The following is a 21576-nucleotide window of genomic DNA, read 5'->3' as shown; positions in this document are numbered from 1 at the left end:
GTGGGGTGTCCGTAGTATCAGTTGTGTTGGCCAAGGCCGACGAGTTTCATGCCCGGTTGCTGATTGACCAAATGGAGCTGTTGCTTGTCGACCGTATTCAGTTCCGAACAATCCAAAGATTCGAAGCCCGCGGCGCCGAGCATCTTCGCACCCAAATGGGGATCGCCTAACCGAGCAGCCAATGCGGCAGCAGTCACGAACCCGTGCTCAAAATCACTGAGTACTGTGAGAGTTTTCATGGTGTTTACCTGCTTACATCAACGGTAAAAAATAGCGAGGACGTTATCCGTCTCTCCCCGGCCGAATATTGTGCCCAACCTTGCAGGACATGTCTCGGGTCCTTGCAGATCGAAGAAATCGCCTAGCCGGGGAGAATGATTTCTGCCACAGCGGAAAAGGACTGGGGCGGTTCAGAGCGGTCGCCAACCTGGCTCTCCGCCTCGCGCTGCATCAGTTATCGAAAGTCCCCCACGGACGTTGGCTGCCTTGCAGACAAACCCTTTTTTCACAAGTGCCCGTATCCGTATCTGGATGGTGCTGGTGGACACTTTGTCAAACTCAGCCAGTTCAACCATGGTTGGGCTACGACCATGGTTTGCTAGATGCGCCTGCAACTGCTCATAGGTCCGCCGCTGGCCAGGCGATAGAGCATCACAACATCGCTTCGCACGCTTTGCCCACTCAGCGGCCTCAATAAGCAGATCTGCCGCCAATGCTTCAGCTTCAGTGAGCTGCTGGGCTTGGGTCTGAAGAAAGTGTGCAGCTGCGACCATGGCCGCGGAACGTCCCTGCATCTGATCAGAGGTGTAACTGCGACCCCCAATAACCAAAGCGCCGCTATCCGTCCTTTGCCACGATACCGCTCTCTGGTCGTGTTTCAATTCGCCATGTAGGTTGCTCACTGATCTGTGCGTCCGATTTGTGTAGTCCTGTCAGCATAAAGAGATCAGCGGGGAATAAAAATTAGGCACTCTGCGCCGCTGTTCATCCGTCCAGCCTAACAATTCCTGTAAAAAATCAGGCTGGATCTGAATGATTCGCCTGCTCATGAGGGCTCGCTTCGCATCTGATGTTCTGCATCTCCTGGGCACTAGGGCCAATGTTTCAGGAGAGACAACATGTTCAAACTCAAAATCAGCAACACACCGCTGACCGCAGCACTCGCCCAACAGGTGTTGGAGCAGGGCGGAATCGTCCGCATAGCATGCACGGCATCTGGAGTTGAAATCCGGGACGCTCGAAGCGTTACGGAAAAATCTGAATCACCGATCGAGGGGCAGAGTGGTGTCTTCCAGATTCTCGGCGACGGGCACTTTTTCGTGACTGATTATCTGGCCGACGAGCTCGGCGCTCAGTACCTTTTAGGTACCGAACCGATTCCGCTGGTTGATCCGCAGGGACGGGAGGGCGATCCACTCAAACTGTTCATCGCTGATCAGTTGGAGGCTTCGGGTTGGTCGAGGGTCGACACCATCGGTTTCTGCTGCACAACGGGGCTGGCGACCAAAGCGTACGAAACGGCAGTGGGTACAAAAGAAGCAGTGGTGTATCTCTGTCGCGGTGACGCCGGTGCAATGCGATTGACCGCTACCTACTTCAGCGAGGGTGGAAACGCTCTCTGTACCACCTGGTTTCGCATCATCCGTGATCTGAATCTGATTGAGGTAGCAGAGGGTGTGATGCAATTCGCGGTAGAGGTTGATCGGGTGGTGGGCAGTACTTACGCAATGAGGCTTGCCCGTCCGGCGCTGATGGAGCAGAAACAATGAGCACGGCAATCGTTAGCTACCAAGACACCAAGATCAAAGAAATGAAGCGTTTGGACTGGTACGTGGTCGGCAAAAGAAATTTGTCGGGCCCGGGCAGGGCTCCCGGAGAGTTCGTCATCAAACTCACAAACTCCTCCAAGACCCTTGAGGCCTACGTGTACCCGGCGGAGATACTCTACTTCCCTGCCTAATGCTTTGCGCTACGACTCGGAACAGCTGCACAACCCCTGGCTTCGGCCGGGGTTTTTTGTCTGCGCGACTGCTCGATCGTACAGAACGGTGTGAGCCATCACCTCCTACGATGTTTACCCTTGGAGAATCCTGATGACTAACGCACGTTCGTATGCTGACTACGTAGTAACAGTTTCCGCTTTCGGTATCGCGGTTATTGATGAAAAGCAGTGGGCTGAATGGCAGGCCACTTTGCCTGCCGCGAGACCAGTTGAATTACCAAACTCTTTGAATTACGCAATTGCTGTTGCAATTGAAGCAGGTGATTTCGGCGGGGCGGCACAGCTGATCAATCAATGTGATGAGTACCACCAGGACTGCTGGACAATGTACACCACAGAAGGGGAATACCTTCCTGCTGGTGGGCTGTGGTGGAACCAGTTGGACTGGATGAATGGGACACGATCAGATGCGACACCTCTGGCAGTAGCACATGTACTTGAAAAAGATGGGGACCTGCCACCTGGTTGGGAAGGTAATCCTGTTTTGCCTCAGCCAACTGCCGCACCGACTCAGTCTGCTCCAGAATTCATTTCGGTTGAGTCAAAGCATTTTATCGGGTCTGGCGCGAAGGCTTGGCTGGTATCCGGAAGGATCCCTGGCCATGACGACGACACAGCTTATCTCGTGCTGGCTGACGATGAAGATACTGCACAGAACACGTTTAAGAACGTCATGTTCGATAATGCTGAACTGACGATGGAACATCGAAAAGTCCTGATCGAACGATTTGATTCAGACTGCTACGTGATTCAGTCCGATCTGTTGAATTAAAAAATAAGGAGAGGTATTCATGGCCTTTGCAGAGATCATTTTTGTCCTGAAATTTTCTTCATCGATTCAAGTTTCGCACTTAAACGAGGCATTCCGTAGGTTACTTGAAAGCCTCAAAGCTAAAGGAAGCCTTAACGGTACCGATGGGGTCGACTCCGGCGAATGCGCAGGCATTGTTGGCGTCAAGTCTAAGAGCAAGACACAGTTCCTCATGCAAGTCCAAGTACTGCTCGAATACACCGGATCGTATGATTTCGAAGACTTGCGCGAGCAATTTTATACATTGTTCGAAAATGAATCAGCATTGGATTCGCTGTCGAGTGAAGCTAAATGCTTAAGCGTTGAACGGGTATACACCGACTGGCTTGCAGACGACGACGTACAGTCTGTTGTTGCGTCATACCAAAAAGGGGAATGATGATGATCAAGAAGCTATCTATTGCAGGCATTTGTGCTCTGGCGCTTTCTCTGTGTGTCTGGGGTGGTTTCGCGATCAGCAGCGACTTCGCCCCTGCAAGTGTCACCGAGATTCAGGCAGTCACAGATTCTTCTAAGTGCGCAAAAAGGGTGCTCCAGGACGCGAATCGCGATGCAAGGTTAATCCATCGTCGTGACCTGACTAAAGTTTCAGAATTGTGCGAGTCAATCGATGGGCAATCGTTGGCGTTTCAGTAACCGATTGGTCTGAAGCAATTCGAACCTGTCGATACCGCCGTCTTAACGCTCCACCAGACCCTGGCACTCAGTGCCGGGGTTTTTTTTGCTGTCCAAAAATACACGGGTGAGGCGGACCCAATCGCACGTGCTTTAACACGCATCACTATGAGTATAGAATCCGAAATGCATAATCTAGAATCTTGAGCGGGTAGCTTACCCGTCGTTCAGTGATCGGAGACCTTCTGAAAATGACGCGGGCGTATCGGCTGCTCCAGCTCCACGAGGTGTATGTGACGAAGCTCAGCCCGGGTAACTACCTGTTGGCTCGGCTGGAATGTGCCGCCAGCGGCATGATGCTTTTCTTGTCGCCATCAATGCGTACCAAGGAATGCGTCCGGGCATACGCCGAAACCCATCAGGACCACATATTTCATTGCCTATGGCCTGATTTCTTTGAGGCGCCCGCCCCGTGAGCAGCGCTTCCACACGTCTTCATATCAGAACCAAAAGGATTGGATTTCATGGCAACGATAATGGCGGCAAAGTCCGCGGTCAGTGGTGATCAGTCGATCGATGTGGTGGGAGAAAAGCGTCGGACCAAAGCGCATGAGCACTTCGACAGTGAGTCTGACCTTTGCTCCTTGTTTATCCGCGAGTTTAACCAGCTGCCGGGTTGGACCTGCTATCCCGAGTGCGCTGGCTTCGACGTCCTGGTCGTGCATGAGGATGGTCGACAGATCGGAGTTGAAGCAAAGCTGACTTTGAACGTAAAAGTTGCCGATCAGATTCTGCCTGTCGAAGCCCTCGATTTTTACTCACGGCCGGGACCAGATTACCGGCTTGTGATTGTCGGACGAATTACAGACTCCTCGGCGGGGTTACGGAAAATGTTGGAGCGATTTGGTGTCCAGGTGCTGGTGCCCAGGATCTCGCATACCAGCCGAGGTGACGAGGCCACGTTCGATCTGGAACACCGTCTGCTAGAGGCAAAGGGTCAGAAATCGATGTTCGGTCGCTTGTACCTTTTCGACTGGAACCCGGAGGAGCGTTGCCGGCTGCCCGCTATGGTCACTTCGTTACCTGCTGGCGTGCCTTCCCCTGTGCGGCTGACCTCATGGAAAGAATCTGCTCTTAAGGTCCTTGCGTTGCTGCGTAAGCAGGGCTTCATCACCGCCAGGCAGATCGCTGCCTATGGCGTGGCCATTACACGCTGGACGCAACCTGTCGGCAATACGCCGGCTTGGCTATCGAAAGGGGAAGTACGCGGACAGTGGGTAGAAAGCAAATTTCTGCCGGCCTTCGATATTCAGCATCCCGAGGTGTACGCCCTCGCTGTTCAGATGCTGGAAAAGGAACTGTCCGAGGAGCTCACGCTTTCCCGTTCTTGATCCGCCCCCAGCCATTTTGATGTCGCCAGATCCTTCAACGCTCGGGTTTTAGTGTTCGGTGTGAGCCATCTCTGAGGACGATGGTTAACCTCCAGGAGCAGCGTCATGCACAACGAAACCAGTTTCACTATCTCGACAGATCTGAGTAATTCTGACAATTGGGTTGCGCATCTCGCTGCCCGTGACTTCACCAGTTATGAAAAACGCATCCCTTGTGACGGCGCCGCCAAGGCCCATCAGTGGCTCGATTGGAAGCAGAAACAAGGAACCCTGTTTCTGCATCGAAACGAGAAACTGGAATACGACCTGTTTCTGGCTGATCTGATTGCAACGGCTTCTGCACGCAAAGTTACGGTGTTAGCAGAGCAGATCTCCACCCGCGCTGAGTGGCCGGTTTCTGGCAGTGTTCTGGCCTGGATCGACGATCAAGGCGACTCCGTTTACGAATCTGCGATGCATGGGCTGGTTTTGTTCAACGGCAGGCTGTCTGAGGGTCGGGAAAGCGATGTCTTGATAATGTGGGATTGCACGGGGCAGTGGAAGGCAGCGATTACTCCAGAGCCCGGGCTTAATCCACACTACTACTTCACCCGTTACGGCAACACAGCTCTACAAGCATTTAGCCTGGCGCTTGCGGCTTTCAAATGTAGCCTCCAGCAGGTGAACCCAGCTGCCTGCGCTCTCATCCCAAACAATGTGATGGGTATCCAGGCATGAATACCCCGAGACTCTCTGTTTTGATCTCACTGAACGGGAAACCAAAAATGACTGTGATTCAAGGCCTGTTTCGGCTTGCGATCATGGTCCGGACACTTGACGGCGCACCATGCTGCAAAGTGGTTTTTGAATAGTAAAACCAAGCCTCGATCTTTGATCGGGGCTTTTTTGTTTGTCGGACATTTCGATACCAGTTCACTTCATCAAAGCAATAACGATGCTCATGAACTGCGACCGCGCACGTCCCACCGTACCGACTGAGTGGCTGAGCATCACGGAGAGCGAGATATGACCCTACACATGAGGAAAGCCATGAGCACCAACACCTATCCGCCGTTCGCCCAGAAGATCATCAGTAAGCTGAGACGATATGAAGAGTGACAAGTGACAGCCAGGGTGCCGATATTGGCCGGGAGTGGTTCGACGTGCTGACCCAGCTTGGCCTCCTCGCCCGGGTGCAACGAAGCCCTGCACTTTGGGAGATGACACAGCAGGGTGAAGACTTGCTGGAGTCGCTCAGCGCGAAGCCTCGCCCTGAATCCCTTGCGTTCGAGTTCATGCATCCTGGTTCACAGGAACGGCGCACCGTCAGCCTGACAAAAAATGAGATTGGCAGCGGGATGGAGGACGTTCTCTATGAAAAATTGGTCGCTCAGTTCTGCTCGTGCGAATCCGTCGGTGAGACCAATGTCGTCGACTGCAATTGTGACGAATACGGTCATGACTTTGAGCTGATTGCAAATACTGAAAGGACTGCGGTTTTTTGAAACGACAGATCCGGCCAATCGCTGGTTGTGCGCACGCCCGCCTGAGGTTCTGGGATACGACCCTCATACAGACACCGTTATTACTCGACCTGTAGGAACTCGATCATGGGCGCCCGCCGTCAGCCTTATACGCCTTGCAAACTGTACATTGACGGCGCCGAAGGTTTGAGCGCAGGCGATTACATCGTCACGTCCGGTGGTTCGGCCTATCTCGTGCAATCAGTCAGGCCAAGCCCGAGCAAGCCTGAACGAGTCTACCTCGCATGCCTACGGTGGCCCTGCGATCAAATACCTGATGACGCCAGGTGCTACCAGTTGAACTGGTATCGCCGGTGACTCCGTCCTGATATGTATCATCGATACGCGCTAGCAGAGATTGTTAGTATTATTGGTACGTGTTATATATTACCTATTCTGTCATCCAAATAGATGGCGCCTGAGGGGTGAAACTTCCTCAGTGCAGCCAGCGTTCCTGGTGCCCAATATGAGCGAAATAATTCTGCCCCCCGGCACTTCAGACGACAGCGGTTCGTTTGAGCGTCTAGAGCGGTTTCAGAGCCTTGAGTCGGGGCAATACGGCACCAGTCGTGTGGACATCCCCGAGGAGGCAATTCAGCAGGGTGACACCCTCCTGATCCTCTCTATCGACTGGGTGGATGGTTCAGCTCATACCGTTCATCTCAGGGCGCATCCGAGGCACTACGGCCGCACCGCGACCATTAAGACCGTCCGGGCTGATGGATCCTCCAGCACCAACTGGCGTGAAATGAAGCAGCACAGTTTTCGAATCAAGGACTACCTCGACAAATTCGAGCATGAACCTGATTGGCAAAAGATTCGTGCAGCGGAATTGCTGGCGCTGCAAGGGGAGGTAAGTGACCTACAGCGTGAGCTGATCGAAACCCAATCCGATCCTAAGCGAATGCAACAGATCGTGGAGGAGGGACTTGCACAGGCTCGCGCCAAGGACGACAAGATTACCAACCAGCTACCGGCGGTGATTGATCCAGCATTCGTGCCTCCGCGAAATCTTGGCCAAGCCCTGTCCGGCGGGGTCACCGCCGGCACCATAAAGATCATTCAGGATCAGGCTGAGCACCGCCTCACGGTTGCAACCATTCAGTCGAAATGGTTGCAGCAGAAGACGGAGCAGATCTCCGCGAAGTTAGCTCGAATGTCACCCTATTTCAGCGAGCAGGGTGCGGCAGCTCTCGCTCAGGTGCACGACGTAACCCGGCATGTTTCGAAGATAAAGGACGGAGTCGAAAGTCTGCATCTCTACACTGGCGAGGATGTTTACGTGGAGCCGGTTCGGTCGGGGGTGAGCGCGCCGGCGGATCAGCCACTGACCGTCGTCCAGCAGAAGCTTGTCATGCTTGAGGAGCTTGCGGTATTTGACGATGTGGAAGTCGGTGATGATCACCGGGCGCTCGACCGTTTTCTCGATCTACTCCGTATCGAAAATGGACTGGTTGACCAAATCTTCCCGACCTCACGATGCGTCATCTGCATGGCTTCCTCGCGCCACAATTTGGACTACCAGGATCCGTGGGAATCCCAGATGCGCAATGCAGAGAACAAGAAGGTTTTTTTGCTTGTGCGAGATGGTGAAAACATCAATCTCGTGCTTTCACCCGTTGAGTCTCACTTAGGTTCAAGCAGGCTGTTCCCGACTAAGAGTGAGGTTGATCACCTCTTCACCGGATCGGATGGTGAGCAGATCACATTCGACAGCCTGCAATACACCAGGTCGCTTGGGGATTTTGAGAAGCAGGCGCTCCACTATAAGCGTCTCCTCATTCTTCTATGTGGCCTCGATCACCGCCTGAAACTCTTTGGCGACTTTTACGATGGCGTCCAGGACTTTAGTTTCATCAGCATGGATTTTCAGCGCCAGCACTTCCGCTTTCTGCACAACGACGACGAATCGCAGATGCTGACCGGCGGCCCGGCCCGAGTGCCTGTAACCGACTGGCTCAAGCAAGCGAACAGGTTCTTGACCTCCGGGTCCCGAGTGCTTGGCCTGTGGAACCTTTTGATCACCGAGGACACCTCTCCAGGTGGCGTGAAGGTTTCAAACACATTCAAGGGCACCTCGGATGTTCGCATTGCTTACAAGGACGGCATCGAAACTTGCGTGAGCATTCCGCTAACCGTACGTGGCCAACAAGCGGTCAACGTTAAGGTCATGCCCCGCAAATATCGATCGTCCCGTGAGCGGCCACTGATGCCCTATCTGGTGCTTGATGCCGTGGACCCTGAGGATTTGCGTGCGTACATCCATGACCGGGCATCGCGGGTCCAACATCTGTCATATATCCGATTGTTCAAGAGCGCTTTGGCCACTATCGAGGCGGAGCGTGCTCAAGAGCAGCCCAGTCGAGACGTCATGCTTCAGGCGTTGGTCGATGGCCGCGTGTTGAGCACAGACGATGCTCCGAAGTTGGTAGATAAGGCCGTCAGGCTTTGGCGTGCAGCAAACCGAGGTGAAGCTCTGCCAGCGGCGACGGAGCAGCTCAATAGCAAGCACTGGACATCCCTCTTTGACCTGATGTTTTTACTGGTTCACGCCGGGAATGATCAGTTGCCCCGTATCCAGAACTGGGCGAACGAGCAAGGGCTCAATCCTGTAAGGCTTGTAGTGACAGGGAAAGCTCAGCTCGTACTTTATTGCGCACCGGCCGACCATGAAAGGGACGATCGCCTGACCCCTCACGTCTGGTTGCATCGAATTACCTTGCGTCTGGGCAAGCGAGGGATTTCTGAGACTGCTCGCGTTTGGAAACGACTGCCACGACTGTATGCCGGGGAAGAACTACTGCGCGATTTCGAAGCCGACCAGGACGTCTGGCTCAAAACCTTTTCAGGTTTCAGCAACCCCGACAAGAAACAGGACGCTTTTGAAAAGTGCGAGGCTGGAATCGAAAACCTGCGCGAATTGCTTTCCACGCCGGCGGCATTCAGTCGAGCAGTCTCCCGCTTTTATCAGCTGCGGCCTTCGCTCACGAAGTATGTGAAAAAGAACGGGATGCGAACTGGCCAAGTTGTCGAACCCGCCATCACTATTCCGATCGGTATCACATGGGGCAAGCGCTACGGTAAAGAAGAGCTGGCAGTGCTGGCGCTGCGGTGTTCGAGTGCCGTTACGTTTCTGGCTGCCATCGCCCCGACCGAAGAGCTTCGTAATGAGCTTAAACAGCTGTACATAAGCGTCTATGAAAATGAGCTAAATGCTCGAAATAGATTCGACGAATATCCAACCCGCGCAGGCGTTGGCGAGTCGCTTTCACTCGTCGTTGTAACTCCCCAAGAAGCGCTTCGTTACTCTGGCGAAATCATCCATGCGCCTGACGCCGTTAAGTTTTCCTGGTGCTCAACCTCCAATAAGCGATCCCCCTCCCTTGATGAACTGCTTTGTGAGCTGCACGACCCTGAAGACGGTAAAAATGTCTGGCTTGCTGGTGGTTTAACGCTCGGTTCAGATCATGGCTTGGACGGTTTGTTTGGCAACGTAGAGGACCTCGCTCGCCGCATGCCTGGACAGCTGGCCGTCTATTCGTTTCCCGAGGAAGCCCCTTACTCCCGAGTATTCATGGCTATGCCTGACGAGGCTACAGAACATACGAAATTCGACTTTACGAGCAGTTGGTCACGACGCGCAAAAAAACAGTGGCTGCTACCAGAAGAGTGGGAACGGATTAGGAACGACTTGGAACAGGACAAAGATCTCGTTTCGGCCGAAAACCTCCCCGAGTCGATGCCACAGGCGCATAACCCCAAGGCTCTCGGCATTTGGTACGAGCTCAGAGCATGCTGATTCACAAGTTCAACTTATTCAAACATCTGCGGATACTAAAACCGTGGCCCTGCCACCCACACCCTGAAATAGAAAGGAATGGATGTATATGAAATTCAGCAGTCTTCTGATCGGTGCCGCATTCTGCGCGGCCTCGGCGAGCAGCTTTGCGCTGGGCCCCAAGAGCGAATACAACTTCACCTATCTGACAAAACTCGAACTGGTCAACCCCAGCGCCGCCGGCGGCAGTGAAGTCGTCAAAGTCGAATCCATCGGCACTGGCGGCGGTCAGGGCGGCTTGTCAGCGCATTGGGAGAAGGTGGGTAAGCCGGAGAAAGTCGTCAACGGCAACACAACGACTCTACGCTCGGTAATCCAGACGTACGGATACCAACTGATCGTGACACCGGATGAGCCCGCGCCAGGCGAGTTCGAAAAAACCGGTCATGTTCAGACCTCGATCCAGTACGACCAGATCCTGAAGGGGGAAGGGGGCGTCCCGCTGAAGCATCACGCTGCCAAAATGGCCTCGCTCGGCGTCGGCGACTCCACCACGCTGGAATGGACCAACAACGGCAGCTCTTACCGCCTGACCGTGGCTCTGGCCAAAAGCGAAGCACTTCCCAAGGAGTAATGCCTAACCGTTCCGCATGCCCTGGTGATGCCGGGGCCTGTGGAGAGTCGATTTGGTGAGTCGACTGTCCACAGTTTAAATACAGAGGGGAAACCATGGACATATTGATTGTGGGAGCAGCCTCGGCTGTAGCTGCCATCTCAGCATGCGGACTGGTGTGTTACTGCCGCCTGGTGCGGCGCGATCTTGCATCGTCGCTAAGGATGGAGAAGGCGAAGCTGATTCATGCTGTGCGGCACGCCCGGCATCTGAATTATGAGTCGATAAAGCTACGCCAGGGAGGAAACCATATCGGCTCAGCGCGTTTGGCCAAAGATCGAGTCAGACGTATGCGGGAGGCCCGCCGGTTTGCCGCGAGGGCGATGACGCTAACTCTAAAGCTTGCACGCTCCCGGTCCACGGGTGTCGTCCGGCTCGCAGGCCGTGCCTGATCTTCTTGTTGAGTGTTGGTCATCTCTTGCCGTGAAGTAACCCACCCAGGAGATTGGAATGACTGTTCAAGGTAAAATGTTCAAGAAGACCGTTGTTGGCGTTCAAGCTGCAACATCGCTTGCAGCGAAACTCATCGCAGAGTCCGCCTTTTTTCAGATGACTCCCTTTCCCGAAGATGAATTTGAATTTGCCATAAAAGACGATCGAGCCTCGCTCCTAGAGAACTCGCCTGTTGTCAGCGACAAACCAGTTCCCGATCAAGTGTCCGGTTCCAAAATCGTGCATAGCCTGAAGGCCGCACCCTATGTCGCGGTGTTCCAGCACCAGCTTTCTCGGTATGAGGTTTTCAGTGATGACGATCTGGACGAGTATGTTGGCAGTGCCTATACCCTTTCAGACTGTGAGGCGATAGCTAAGGCCGATTTTGAAAGTTGAACTGATGGTGCCAATCAATAACGCTTCGGATTCTTGATTGTTCGTCCATGCCCTAACGCTCTGTGACCCCGGCCATCGTGTCCGGGGTTTTTTTTGAGAAATTTTCAGGCTGAACCGGCTTCGTGAGGAAAAAAACCGGCCGCAGTTAAGCAGGCCGGTTAGATGTTGCAGTTAGAGATCGGAATCCACGGAGTTGGGCATCGCTTGTATCTCGGGTGTGATGCCATGCTTGTCCAGCTGCTCGCAGATACTGTCGCAGACGCGTTTGATAGAGTCGGTGTGGTCCTTGAAACTCGGCAGCAGGCTTAAGGAGTCTCCTGTCCACAACCGAAGTTCGAGGTTCGCGCCTTCAGAGTCGATCGCGTTCACCAGGACGTGGTGGTACCACCATTCTCCTGTGTGCCAGGTTGCTGCTTGTTCAGCGGTAACCGGATGCTCATGATTAGGATCTTCAGGCGTGGCGCCATCCTCATCGGGGAGGAAGGTGACCAGAAAAGACCTGTTCCGATATGTGAATTTGAATTCGTTCTCCTCATGCTCATTGAGCATGCGGAATGAAACTGATTCATCGCCTGCTGTGTTGTCGGGGACTGACATTGGAATACCTCTCAAGGAAAAAATAGTTTGGCGAAGATGTGCTTAATCTCCGCCGGCTCGGTTATCGCTGTGAGAGGTGATGAAGAGCATCCTTGTGTAAGCGTTTTCTTGACCTATGCCTGGCTCAAGATCCCGGAACAAGGGTAGGCCAGTCCCTTGGCCTCCTGGTAGATCACTCAGTCAAGCCCAGACGTTTGAAGCTTTCCAATGCCTTCCCACATTCCGGAGAGCCATGGCGCAGCCCACAGGCCAAAGCGGCTTTCAAACTCGTTACGCCTGCGGTGAAACCGATGTGCTGGCCTACCTCTACTCCGTCAGCAAAACCGCCGTCGTAGGCCATCTCAGTCAACGCGTTGATTACAGCCAGTGTCGATTGTTTTTTATCTTCAGTATTCATGTAGCACCTCATCGAGCATAGAGCTCTGTTGGCTTGATTGAAGTGACAAAACCTTCAGGTCTGAGGTAAGCGACGCCCGTTCCCATAGCCCAATCTTGCGATTGGCGTGGTTCTGCCACGGGAGGAATTTATTCGCTAGCCGGGGTCGTGCTGCTCTTTTCTGAAACCAGAGTTGAAATGGCACAATTACAACGAGTCGGCACATCCTCGTAACCGGCTGTTGGCTCAATGAACAGCGTGCGGCATGTATGGCAGCCGTGGATTCGGGGAAGTGATTTCAGCCCGCCGGGAAGAAGATCATGCAGGCGATCGGATGAGTAGGGCGCACCGTCCTGGATACTGCTCACCAGAAGATTGCCCAAGCCCCACGTTCCGGAATTAACACGGCAAGACCACATAGGCGAAGTGAGGCGATACTGGGTGTATGTTTCTCCGCTGCGGCTGCGGTTCAAGGGGTATTTTGCACGTACCCAACCAGCCTCAATGATGCTGAAGCCCATACCCAGTTCCGCACTCGCATGTTGGCCTTGCCCGATGTATCGATCATGTGAAGCTTGGCGAGTACTATCGCTGGATGCTGGTGGCAACACCCAAAAGTAGCATTCTGATTCGGTAACAAGATCAACAAGTTCACTGCGTTTCTTTGGGAACGCTGCGGCTTGTTCAAAGCGTTTCTGCCATGTGGTGTCAGGCTTTGTGATCAGCCCGGCAGCAATGGCGAGGGTCGCGGTGGCAGGATCCATTTTTAAGCCGGCATCGTTAAGCTCAAGGTTTTTCAGAAGCGCCTTGAAGGCGCTGCTTTTTACCTGCCGCGGAATCGAGCAGTCCAGCAGTAGTTGTACCTGATTTATGCCGATACCCGCACCACGGAGCAGCTCAATAACCTGTTCTGCCACCGCAACTGCTTGTAGGTCGCTGATGTTCAAGAGTTTTTTCGCGCGCAGCATCGTGTCGTACAAGTTGTACTGGCGAGATTCTCGATCATGGACCCGTACCGCCAGGAAAGGCAGCTTGGTCCGAGAGGCTATTTCTGGCGAGACCGAACCAATCGCGGCATGGAGCAGCTGGTAGCAGTCGTGGTTTTTCAGCGCGTGCCCGGACGCAGAGAGCTGGGATACGAGATTGTGTACGAGAGGTTGAAGCAATTTTTTTGCAGACATGACGAAGCCCCTATGATCCGGACGTTTGGGTTAGCTGCGCGTGTAGGGCCGTTAGGTGCGAAGCTGGACGTCAGATCAGGTTCAATCATGATTTGGTTTGTCAGGTTGAGTGCTCGCACGGCCACCGTGCCTCAATCACTGACGTAAATATCAAACCAGATCAGCCGACGATTCGCAAGTGCTCAAACCTTCAAAGAGGATGTACAGCGACTCGCCAGCTGGGCACCATGTGCCGAGGCACCGATCAGCGTGATCGACCGGAATAAACCAAAGAAGGGGTTGTAATGGGCAGTACCGCGACGGCTAAGGCACTTGAAGACTTCACCAAGCAGGTGGGCGGACGGAAATTTTCGGTCCTTTTTGATCAGCTCCAGGCGGCCGGGTTGCGTCCACTGGGTAAATCCAACACGGGAACCCTCCTGTTCCAATATGTCGCTGATTCTGGACTGGTCCACGACGTCCTTGCCTTTAGGCGCGATCCCGCTGTGTTGTCATTTCCAGTCTCGTTCTGGCAGGACCGGAAAGATCAGCGGCTGAAACTTTGTGAAGCCTTTCAACCTTCTGAGCTGCTGAGCCCCGTAAAAGGGGTAGGTTCTCAATCCAATAATTCCGCAGGCCAGATCGCAGTTTCGAAACAGACCCTAGAGCGACTCCAAGATCTGTGTAAGGCACTTTGCGACTCCCTTGAGAGCCTCCGGCAATACTAGGGCCATCCTCTCCATGCGCCAGGGTGCCAGCACTAGATGATTCACAGGAAGTATACATACGCGATATCATTCGGAAGGTTGCTAAGTCCTTTTTCCCATCGGGTGATTCCTTTGTCGAACCTGTCCCAATGTTCTTTGATACCAAAGCAGAAGAGCCGGCAGTGGGGCTACGCCGCCCTGGCCGCCTTTCTGGTGGCGACCATTTCATTCGGGGCGTCGTTTTACTCCGTGCCATGGAAAGCGCTGAGCGGAACTGACTTTTCGTTGGGGTTCGGTCCGGCCTCAGTCGAGGCAATCCAGCAGGCAGGGAGCGACTCTAACTGTGCCCGACGTCTACTCGAAAGCGCCAATCGCAACGCCCAAATCATCCGCGGGCGTGATATCGACAATGTGAAGGCACTTTGCGCCACCGTCGACCTGCAAGAGGGTGCATTTATCGATCCGACCTCTACCAAGCGTGGGTGATCATTGCGCCTCTTGAACACTCATCCTGTTCGATGGCCTTCTCTGCGCTTCAAATCTCACCACCACATTACGAAGCCCGAGGTGGGCCATGGCTATTGAAACCCCTGAAATGACACTGGCACAACTAGGAATCACTGAAAACGGGCCTTATGCAAGTCATTTGGTCCCGCGATACATCGCGATGGATGATGGGCAGGACTGTCCCGGCGGCGTGTGGCACCTGTTCGAGCGTGAACCTGAGTACGCTTTCATGGTAGGCCGCTGGGTAAGCGATGGAAAAAGCTACGAGGTGGGAGGGGACGATACCGAGGATCTGGCGATGACGCCTGCCCCGTGTAGGTGGCTGCGTCCTGGTTGGTCGCTGATCCGTATCGTTGAAGAGGTCACCAGCTCCTATCAGCACGGCGACTACGCGTTCACACGCTCTCGCGCTGATCGCAATGAAGGCTCCGATAGCAATGTTTAAGGCCGCAGATCCTACTGAACAACACAAGGGCATCCAGCTTCGCAGTTGGGGCATTGGAGTAGGGTGCGCCGCAGCATCTGTTGCAGCGTCGTACGTGTACACGCTCCCGGGGCTGACGCCCAAGGCGATATCGCTGGTTGTCGGGTACTGGGCTGGTCTGCCATTCGTCCATTACCTGTTCGGTCAACAATTCAGCTTTAAAAAACAGGCTCGCCCGGGCGCCGTTGACCGCCGGCAGGCGACTATCACAGCCGCACGGCAGTCGGTGATTCGGGCAGCACTCGATCATGCCTTAGAAACTGAGGGCAATCTGCTCCCCCTCTCTAGCCGAACACCATCGCAGTCCGATGCAGAGGTCGCCGTAAGATTGTCCCAAAGCAACCCTGGTGCTATCGCTTCAAAAGCTCTTGAATGGTTAAAGCGATGCGGTTTTGAAGGGGTCATCATTCACTCGGCGAGTGGTCAAATTGCATTGCTCGACACCCATACGCACCTTATTCACGACCTTGAGTTTCCCGAGGGTTGTATGGATCTCGCTGAGCACACTGTTTTCAAGGAAAGTGTGGAGTCGGGTGATGCTGATTTGATCAATCGCTGTCGTGTCGAGGACTGGCTGAAACGTCGTTCTGGCAGTCCGAGCGCAACCGCTAACCGGCAGGTAGTCGATGAACATTGAGCTTTTACTCGCCAACTATGAGTCAGCTGTCGAGCAAGCCCCACGAAGGGTGGTCGCTGGTACGGCTAAATGGGCTGCGGATGTTCCTCAGGAGGCCGGGGTCTACGTGCTCTGGAAGGATGGGGATCCGGTCTATGTCGGTGAAACCTCGGGCTTAAGATTACGGTTTCGAGACTTAACGAATTTTGCAAATCATACTTTTGCCCGGAACGCTGCTCGTGAATTCACAATAGCCACAGATGATCTCGTAATGCTGCGTCAGGTCTTGTCGCGAAATTATGAGTTGTCGTTTGTGGTGGTCCCTTTTGGCCGTAAAGAAGTCGAGGAATATTTGATCCTTCGCTGGCGTTCAACTCTGGTAAACAAATCGACGTCCAGACTCAAGAAAAGCAAACAGTACGACTGGGTCCAACCTTCACCTCGTCTTCCGCTGGTAGCTACCAGGTCAGGCCCTCAATAAGCTCGGCGTTGGTTTGGGCGCCAGCAAGCCTGGCGCACCAATAGGCCACGTCCAAGGCCGTTCTGGCAAAAAACACCACTTACAATATTATGCATACGTGTTACGATTCCTTTGCATGCGCAGCTGCTCATGATTGCGGTCGGTGCATGGCTTCGTGTCTTGCCTGAAATCAATGAAGCAGGAAGCGCAGTGGTGTCCCCCCTTTAAACTGTTGCAGATCTCAGACATGGCCAAAAATGAAAGTGGCACGGTTGGTCGCCCTCAATTTCGCAAAGTGACCAGGGCAGAGTTTCTCTTAGCGGCCGTAGGCGCTCAGCGATCCGCGGCATTTCCTCCGGTAGGGCCTGAATACCATTTCAAGGACGGGCGGCACTTGGGTTACGAAAACCTCACCTCAGGCGAATGTGTGCTTTTTGCCTGGAACGATTGAGTTCTGAAACCAGTTCTTCCCAGATAAGCAACGATCCGTTGTGGGTGTTAATCTTCGGCGGCGGATAGAGCACCTCATCAATGGCTTCCGGATATTTAACCCAGCACGTCAATGTCAAAGTAAGGCCACGGGTTTGAAAGATCTCATGCAACTCGCCGCTGAGGCAGGAGCCCCGCCGCCGCGGGTGCTACCACACTCTGTAGAAGCCGAGCAGGCCATTCTCGGAGGGTTGTTGCGCGACAACGATGCGTGGATCCGTATCTCTGACCTGGTAGATGAGAGCGATTTCTACCGTCACGATCACAAGCTCATCTTCCGATCTCTCGCTAGCATGGCAGAGGAGAAGTCTGCGCTTGATGTTGTGACGTTGCACGAGGCGCTTTCGAACGCTGGTCATCTAGTTGACGTCGGAGGCTATGAATACCTCCGCGAGCTTGCCGACAATACTCCTTCGGTTGCCAATATCGTCTCCTACGCCAAGGTTGTGCGAGAACGCGCTCTATTTCGGAAAATTATCGCGGTCTGTGGTGACGTTGAGGCCAGCGCGATCAATCCTGCTGGAGCTTCACCGGACGATCTGGTGCACGAAGCAGAACAAAAGATGATGTCCGTGGCCAGTCTCAGGCCGAAGGAGGGAGGGCCGGTCAGTCTTGAACTGTTACTCAGCAAGGCCGTCGTCAATATTCAGACTGCCCACGAATCAGGTGGTGTGGCACTAGGCCTTTCCACTGGATTCGAAGACCTTGACCAGAAACTGAATTATCTTCGCCCAGCCGACCTGATTATTGTTGCCGGCCGGCCATCCATGGGCAAAACGACGTTCGCACTGAATCTGGTGGAGAACGCGGTACTACGATCAGACAAGGTCGTGGTGGTTTATTCGTTGGAAATGCCCGGTGAATCGCTGATTACCAGGATGTTGTCGTCCATCGGTAGCATTGATCAAACCCGGGTTCGCACAGGACAACTGCTTGATGACGACTGGCCTAAGCTGACGACCGCCACCAATCGTTTGAATCAAGGCAACCGGCTGTTCATCGACGACACTGCCGGACTCAGTCCTTCCGAGATGCGGACCAGAACACGTCGCATCCATCGCGCCCGAGGCGATATCGGCCTGATCATGGTCGATTACCTTCAGCTGATGCGTATTCCAGGCTCCAGCGGCAATAACCGTACAAATGAAATTTCAGAAATCTCCAGATCACTGAAGGCCTTGGCCAAAGAGTTCGGCTGCCCCGTGGTGGCGCTTTCCCAACTGAACCGCAGCGTGGAACAGCGTGCGAACAAGCGCCCAGTCAATTCTGATCTGCGTGAGTCGGGAGCGATAGAACAGGACGCCGATGTGATCTTGTTCGTATATCGCGACGAGGTTTACAACCCTCAGTCCAGATTTGTAAACACCGCCGAGATCATCATCGGCAAGCAGCGTGAGGGCCCCGTCGGATTTGTAAGGCTTGGGTTTGAAGGCCGTTACACGCGATTCGCAAGCTTGAAGCCGGGTGCGCACGATTTTACCAATGAAGAAATGGGTGAGGAGAGACCTGATCCCAACCCTAGGGTAGGGCGGGCGCCGGTGCAGGCACTCGCTACAGCTGCTGAGGGCAAGGTGAAACGCAAAGGCCGGCCATCGCGCAAACAGACGCCTCGCCGTCCCCCTTAGCCAGTCCAGTCGCGTAATGCCTAGTCCGGACCTCCATATTCAGCACAGACAAAACCAGCCATGAACGATATTTCAGAACCAGAACAGTACGACCTACAAACATCGGCTCTAAAAGTCCCGCCGCATTCCATCGAAGCTGAACAGGCGGTGCTCGGCGGCCTGATGCTGGACAACAATGCCTGGGAGCGTGTGCTTGATCAGGTGTCTGACGGCGACTTCTATCGGCATGACCACCGGCTGATTTTCCGCGCCATCGCCAAACTGGCGGACCAGAACCTGCCCATCGACGTCGTCACCTTGTCCGAGCAACTGGACAAGGAAGGTCAGACATCACAGGTCGGCGGTCTGGGCTACTTGTCTGAGCTTGCGAAGAACATTCCTTCCGTTGCCAATATCAAGGCTTACGCTCAGATCGTTCGGCAACGCGCCACACTGCGGCAGCTGATTGGCATCAGTAACGAGATCGCTGACAGTGCCTTCAATCCGGAAGGGCGCAGCGCCGAGGAGATTCTTGACGAAGCCGAACGGCAGATCTTCCAGATCGCCGAGGCACGACCCAAAACGGGTGGTCCGGTGGGCGTCAATGATCTGCTGACCAAGGCGATCGACCGTATCGACACCTTGTTCAACCTCGGCGAGGGTATTACCGGTCTGTCCACTGGCTACACAGATCTGGACGAGAAAACCAGCGGGCTTCAGCCCTCTGACCTGATCATTGTCGCTGGCCGACCGTCGATGGGTAAGACTACCTTCGCCATGAACCTGGTCGAAAATGCGGTGTTGCGCAGTGAAAAGGCGGTGTTGGTATTCTCACTGGAGATGCCTGGCGAATCGCTAATTATGCGTATGCTCTCTTCGCTAGGTCGGATCGACCAGACCAAGGTTCGTTCTGGTCAGTTGGGGGATGACGATTGGCCGCGGCTTACCTCAGCCGTGAACCTGCTCAACAACCGGAAGCTTTTTATCGACGATACCGCCGGCATCAGCCCTTCGGAGATGCGCGCTCGCACACGGCGCCTTGTTCGTGAGCACGGTGAAATCGGCTTGATCATGATCGATTACCTGCAACTGATGCAGATTCCTGGCTCCAGTGGTGATAACCGTACAAACGAGATTTCCGAGATCTCCCGGTCCCTGAAGGCCCTGGCCAAGGAATTCAACTGCCCAGTGGTGGCGCTGTCCCAGCTCAACCGTTCCTTGGAGCAACGTCCGAACAAGCGTCCGGTAAACTCCGACTTGCGGGAATCTGGAGCGATCGAGCAGGACGCCGACGTGATCATGTTTGTCTACCGCGACGAGGTGTATCACCCGGAAACTGAGCACAAGGGCATTGCAGAAATCATCATCGGCAAACAGCGTAACGGCCCGATCGGCTTTGTGCGGCTGGCATTCATTGGCAAGTACACTCGATTTGAGAATCTCGCGCCCGGTAGCTACAACTTTGACGATGATGAGTGATCGTTAACTGTTGGACAGGAGGCGCCTGGCTATGAGAGTTCGTTTTGCCAGCTTGCATCTCACTGTGCGAAATAGCTGGGAAGTCATAGTGTACTGATGTAGATTATAGGTACGTGTTACGAATCATAGAGCTTTCCGAAGTATGGGCGAACCCAGCAGCTCCACGAACTCCAAGGTGCCCAAGCCTCAGGCTTATCCGGATCGGTCCATGCGTGAAGGGACTGTTCTCTATTGCGCCGACACTATGACCTATCGAGGGAAAACGACCGTCGTTTTCCAAGAATGGCACGTTCGCACCATCCAGGTTAAGAGAGGTTCGAACTCAAGATTCGGTGTGCAAGGGCTGGGCACCAGCAGCAAGACCCTCTACGTCAATCTGGCACAGAAGGTCGAGGGTGTTACTTGGGGCAAGCGTTCCAAGACACAGGGTGATTTCGGCTGGAAATCCAACGTACCGGCTGAGTATCGAAAGCAGTTCCAGGCTGGGCACGCTCTCCCTTCAGGCTTGTACACGACGAAATATGCAGCCCTGCGATTTGCGGTACCGGATTTTCGGCAGACGATTGCCTTCTGCCAGGAATCGTTGGAGGAGGAGACGGATCCAGAGCTGCTCGCCGAGATTCGCGAGGACATGCTGCTTTTTCAAGAAGGTTTGCTTGTACTTGAGCGGCGTTTGAAAGCCATGCAGCGGGAATTGCGGAGTGAGCGTGCTCGTTCGTCCACCCTGGACAAACCCTCAGACAAGGAAACGGAACAGTGACGATTGAAATCTTCGGCCTCCTCGACACCGACGGCTGTAACAACGTTGGGGTCTATATCCTGTGTGGAAAGAAAGCCGAGATCGGACAGATTGCCAGGCCCCTTAAGGAGTACTACGAAGCTAATCGTCGCCGGCGGACGGTACTCACACTGGCCACGCGTTTTGCAGAAGCTTCTCAAATGCAGGCTCCCCTTATCCGGATCGAAAAACCGGATGGGATGTTGCTCATGAACGTTCTGTCGGAACTGTCAGAGAACAAATCCGCGGGCCACGTATACCGAAAACTTTACGATCGGTTCGCTGAAAGCTTGTGTGTTTTCTAACTCCAGCAATATCATGCCGCCCGCTCTATCTCAGTGCTGTGGTTGGCCGATTGCTGACCTTTGATTAAATTTTAGAAATTTCGACCTATGACCCAGAAAGTCTCAAACACTACGATCATCGGATCGTGTTTTGTGTTCCGTGTGCCTGGCAATGACGATGTCTACAAAGTAGAGCTATGCGAGATAGCCGCTCGTGGCGATTATAACCTCGCATCTCGGTATCAAGTCCCCGGCGGATGGGCTCCCCATTTGTTCACACGTGCAGACCATTCTGAACTGATGACGGCAATCGAAGAGCAGGCCCGACTGATGGAGCCTGAAGACATGGAGCGCTGGGAATCAGTGTTGCGACTGGATCGCTGAAATTAAATTCACGCTTTAGTAGGTCGCTCGGCCCGCATTCATTGGGTATGG

24 protein-coding genes are annotated in these 21576 nt (G+C 54.0%); 19 read left to right on the top strand and 5 right to left on the bottom strand.

Features of this window, described 5'->3' with window-relative positions; genetic code table 11:
- Positions 1-17 precede the first annotated feature (17 nt).
- Both BLS87_RS29440 and BLS87_RS35405 read right to left on the bottom strand, forming a co-directional pair.
- Positions 18-239 (bottom strand): hypothetical protein, encoded by a 222-nt coding sequence (locus BLS87_RS29440; RefSeq protein ID WP_074758321.1) that lies wholly within the window; start codon positions 237-239, stop codon positions 18-20.
- A 171-nt stretch (positions 240-410) separates the two neighbouring features.
- Entirely contained in the window at positions 411-773 is a 363-nt protein-coding gene (locus BLS87_RS35405; RefSeq protein WP_167362119.1) for a LexA family protein, read from the bottom strand.
- 345 nt (positions 774-1118) lie between these two features.
- On the opposite strand from BLS87_RS35405, the gene BLS87_RS29430 reads away from it, so the two are divergent.
- The 10 genes from BLS87_RS29430 to BLS87_RS29370 all read left to right on the top strand — a co-directional run bounded on the left by BLS87_RS29430 (position 1119) and on the right by BLS87_RS29370 (position 11600).
- Positions 1119-1769: a hypothetical protein gene (locus BLS87_RS29430; RefSeq protein WP_074758317.1), complete on the top strand. Its 651-nt coding sequence runs from the start codon at positions 1119-1121 to the stop codon at positions 1767-1769.
- Positions 1766-1960, top strand: coding sequence for a hypothetical protein (locus tag BLS87_RS29425; RefSeq protein WP_074758315.1), 195 nt, complete (start codon positions 1766-1768; stop codon positions 1958-1960). The genes BLS87_RS29430 and BLS87_RS29425 overlap by 4 nt, the downstream gene beginning before the upstream one ends.
- Positions 1961-2093: 133 nt before the next feature.
- A complete protein-coding gene (locus BLS87_RS33915) occupies positions 2094-2774 on the top strand; it encodes a hypothetical protein (protein ID WP_143024508.1) in 681 nt (226 codons plus the stop codon).
- A 19-nt stretch (positions 2775-2793) separates the two neighbouring features.
- The gene (locus BLS87_RS29415; RefSeq protein ID WP_074758313.1) at positions 2794-3192 is read left to right on the top strand and encodes a hypothetical protein; all 399 of its coding nucleotides are present in this window, start codon (positions 2794-2796) and stop codon (positions 3190-3192) included.
- Positions 3193-3952: 760 nt separating this feature from the next.
- Entirely contained in the window at positions 3953-4819 is an 867-nt protein-coding gene (locus BLS87_RS29400; protein WP_244165918.1) for a hypothetical protein, read from the top strand.
- Positions 4820-4924: 105 nt separating this feature from the next.
- Entirely contained in the window at positions 4925-5536 is a 612-nt protein-coding gene (locus tag BLS87_RS29395) for a hypothetical protein (protein WP_074758307.1), read from the top strand.
- A gap of 377 nt (positions 5537-5913) precedes the next feature.
- A complete protein-coding gene (locus BLS87_RS29390) occupies positions 5914-6303 on the top strand; it encodes a hypothetical protein (protein ID WP_074758305.1) in 390 nt (129 codons plus the stop codon).
- 484 nt (positions 6304-6787) lie between these two features.
- Positions 6788-10120 carry a hypothetical protein gene (locus tag BLS87_RS29380; protein WP_074758302.1) on the top strand — a complete coding sequence of 1111 codons (3333 nt, stop codon included), beginning with the start codon at positions 6788-6790 and terminating at the stop codon, positions 10118-10120.
- An 88-nt stretch (positions 10121-10208) separates the two neighbouring features.
- Positions 10209-10733, top strand: a complete 525-nt coding sequence (locus BLS87_RS29375; RefSeq protein ID WP_074758300.1) for a hypothetical protein — start codon at positions 10209-10211, stop codon at positions 10731-10733.
- Between the two features lie 489 nt (positions 10734-11222).
- On the top strand, positions 11223-11600 hold the full coding sequence (locus BLS87_RS29370; RefSeq protein WP_074758298.1) for a hypothetical protein: 378 nt from the start codon (positions 11223-11225) through the stop codon (positions 11598-11600).
- A 171-nt stretch (positions 11601-11771) separates the two neighbouring features.
- On the opposite strand, the gene BLS87_RS29365 is transcribed toward BLS87_RS29370, so the two are convergent.
- The 3 genes from BLS87_RS29365 to BLS87_RS29355 all read right to left on the bottom strand — a co-directional run bounded on the left by BLS87_RS29365 (position 11772) and on the right by BLS87_RS29355 (position 13754).
- Positions 11772-12197 carry a hypothetical protein gene (locus BLS87_RS29365; RefSeq protein ID WP_208605220.1) on the bottom strand — a complete coding sequence of 142 codons (426 nt, stop codon included), beginning with the start codon at positions 12195-12197 and terminating at the stop codon, positions 11772-11774.
- A 172-nt stretch (positions 12198-12369) separates the two neighbouring features.
- A complete protein-coding gene (locus BLS87_RS29360; protein WP_074758296.1) occupies positions 12370-12594 on the bottom strand; it encodes a hypothetical protein in 225 nt (74 codons plus the stop codon).
- 128 nt (positions 12595-12722) lie between these two features.
- On the bottom strand, positions 12723-13754 hold the full coding sequence (locus tag BLS87_RS29355) for a hypothetical protein (protein WP_074758294.1): 1032 nt from the start codon (positions 13752-13754) through the stop codon (positions 12723-12725).
- Between the two features lie 284 nt (positions 13755-14038).
- Here BLS87_RS29355 and BLS87_RS29350 point away from each other — a divergent pair, with 284 nt between their 5' ends.
- From BLS87_RS29350 to BLS87_RS29305, 9 genes are all read left to right on the top strand, one after another.
- A complete protein-coding gene (locus tag BLS87_RS29350) occupies positions 14039-14461 on the top strand; it encodes a hypothetical protein (protein WP_074758292.1) in 423 nt (140 codons plus the stop codon).
- Positions 14462-14572: 111 nt separating this feature from the next.
- Entirely contained in the window at positions 14573-14926 is a 354-nt protein-coding gene (locus BLS87_RS29345; protein WP_143024507.1) for a hypothetical protein, read from the top strand.
- An 88-nt stretch (positions 14927-15014) separates the two neighbouring features.
- A complete protein-coding gene (locus tag BLS87_RS29340; protein WP_074758290.1) occupies positions 15015-15392 on the top strand; it encodes a hypothetical protein in 378 nt (125 codons plus the stop codon).
- Positions 15385-16068: a hypothetical protein gene (locus BLS87_RS29335; RefSeq protein ID WP_074758288.1), complete on the top strand. Its 684-nt coding sequence runs from the start codon at positions 15385-15387 to the stop codon at positions 16066-16068. The genes BLS87_RS29340 and BLS87_RS29335 overlap by 8 nt, the downstream gene beginning before the upstream one ends.
- A complete protein-coding gene (locus tag BLS87_RS29330; RefSeq protein ID WP_074758286.1) occupies positions 16058-16528 on the top strand; it encodes a hypothetical protein in 471 nt (156 codons plus the stop codon). Before BLS87_RS29335 ends, BLS87_RS29330 begins: the two co-directional genes overlap by 11 nt.
- Positions 16529-17103: 575 nt before the next feature.
- The gene (dnaB, locus tag BLS87_RS29320) at positions 17104-18621 is read left to right on the top strand and encodes a replicative DNA helicase (RefSeq protein WP_083370788.1); all 1518 of its coding nucleotides are present in this window, start codon (positions 17104-17106) and stop codon (positions 18619-18621) included.
- A gap of 60 nt (positions 18622-18681) precedes the next feature.
- Positions 18682-20079: a replicative DNA helicase gene (gene dnaB, locus BLS87_RS29315; protein ID WP_074758282.1), complete on the top strand. Its 1398-nt coding sequence runs from the start codon at positions 18682-18684 to the stop codon at positions 20077-20079.
- Positions 20080-20287: 208 nt separating this feature from the next.
- Positions 20288-20839, top strand: a complete 552-nt coding sequence (locus BLS87_RS29310; protein WP_074758280.1) for a hypothetical protein — start codon at positions 20288-20290, stop codon at positions 20837-20839.
- Positions 20836-21162, top strand: coding sequence for a hypothetical protein (locus BLS87_RS29305; protein ID WP_074758278.1), 327 nt, complete (start codon positions 20836-20838; stop codon positions 21160-21162). Before BLS87_RS29310 ends, BLS87_RS29305 begins: the two co-directional genes overlap by 4 nt.
- Positions 21163-21576 lie beyond the last annotated feature (414 nt).

It is taken from the genome of Pseudomonas abietaniphila (assembly GCF_900100795.1).
Taxonomy (GTDB): Bacteria; Pseudomonadota; Gammaproteobacteria; order Pseudomonadales; family Pseudomonadaceae; genus Aquipseudomonas; species Aquipseudomonas abietaniphila.
This window is presented reverse-complemented; position numbering and strand designations above follow the sequence as displayed.